General features: G+C 51.3%; 1 protein-coding gene and 1 pseudogene. Both read right to left on the bottom strand.

Annotated elements, in window-relative coordinates; translation table 11 throughout:
* Positions 1 to 166: pseudogene (gene eno, locus Q0101_RS03020) on the bottom strand (phosphopyruvate hydratase); the annotation flags it as partial.
* On the bottom strand, positions 166 to 1,209 hold the full coding sequence (gene recA, locus Q0101_RS03015; RefSeq protein WP_297942203.1) for a recombinase RecA: 1,044 nt from the start codon (positions 1,207 to 1,209) through the stop codon (positions 166 to 168). The pseudogene eno and the gene recA, both read right to left, overlap by 1 nt.
* Positions 1,210 to 1,550: the final 341 nt, after the last annotated feature.

Genomic DNA, 1,550 nt, shown 5'->3' with positions numbered 1-1,550 from the left:
CATCCTTATCGCGAAGCTCCAGCGCCTCGCGTTTGCCCGTGCTTGCGCCGCTTGGCACTATCGCGCTTGCTACGGTGCCATCGCTTAGGGCCACGGTCGCCTTCACGGTCGGGTTGCCGCGGCTGTCAAGTACTTCTATCGCATAAACATCTTCGATATAAATCATTACTCATCTCCATTTTGTAAATTTTCTTCATCGTCCGCGCCTGCGCTGAAATTTACGCTACCCATCTGCTCGCGGATCTTTGCCGTGATCTCTTCAGCGACGGCAGGGTTATTCTCTAGATAAATTTTAGCGTTTTCGCGCCCTTGACCCAGCTTAGTGTCGCCGTAGCTAAACCACGCGCCGCTTTTATCGACGATGTCTAGCTTGACGCCGTAATCGATCAGCTCGCCCACCTTGCTGATGCCCTTGCCGAACATTATGTCAAATTCCGCGATCTTAAACGGCGGCGCCACCTTGTTTTTTACGACCTTGACCTTGGCGCGGTTACCGATGCTCTCTTCGTTTTGTTTCAAAGTAGCGATCTTGCGTATGTCGATGCGTACCGAAGCGTAAAATTTAAGCGCATTGCCGCCAGTCGTCGTTTCTGGCGTGCCGTAACCCATCGCGCCGATCTTCATACGGATTTGGTTGATAAAGATCACCGTCGTATTCATCTTGTGCACGACGCCCGCGAGCTTGCGCAGCGCTTGGCTCATAAGTCGCGCCTGAAGCCCCACGTGCTGATCGCCCATATCGCCCTCGATCTCGTTTTTCGGCGTGAGCGCAGCGACGCTATCTACGACGATAAGATCGATCGCGCCGCTCTTTGCTAAGGTTTCTACGATGTCAAGCGCCTGCTCGCCGAAGTCGGGCTGGCTGACATAGAGATTGTCGGTATCGACGCCTAAATTTGAAGCGTATTTGACGTCCAGCGCGTGCTCGGCGTCTACAAATGCGCAAATTCCGCCCGCCTTTTGGCACTCGGCGATGATGTGAAGCGTAAGCGTCGTCTTGCCCGAGCTCTCAGGCCCGTAAACCTCGATGATACGCCCCTTCGGCACGCCGCCGATGCCAAGCGCGATGTCAAGCCCCACAGAGCCCGTAGAGATGGCGTCTATCGGCTCGACCTGCTTATCGCCCAGCCGCACGAGCGTGCCCTTGCCGAAAGCCTTGTCGATCGATTTTAGCGCCGCATCCAGCGTCTTTTTCTTTCCCTCGTCCATGTTTTTCCTTAAAAATAAATTCATCTGATTTTACCAAATTTGAAATGAATTTTTGATTATTCGCTCAAATTCGGCGCGGCATCGGAATTTGAAATTTTTAAGGAGCGCAAAAAGTTCTGCAGGACGAGCGGAGAGCGTTAAATTTAGCCTTTTAAACGAGCCCTGTTTTCACGCTTTTCTTTAGAAATTCCGCATTTTTATGAGGGCTGTAGCAAAATTTCACTATAATTTCGCAACATTTTGGAATTAGGCCGCGCGCGAAATTTAAAGCGGAGCAAAAAGGATTAAATTTGAAGATTTTTAAGCATATAAACGTCGCTCACTCGCCCGACGCCGACGAT

The sequence above is a fragment of the uncultured Campylobacter sp. genome, assembly GCF_937921625.1.
Classification (GTDB): domain Bacteria; phylum Campylobacterota; class Campylobacteria; order Campylobacterales; family Campylobacteraceae; genus Campylobacter_B.
This window is presented reverse-complemented; position numbering and strand designations above follow the sequence as displayed.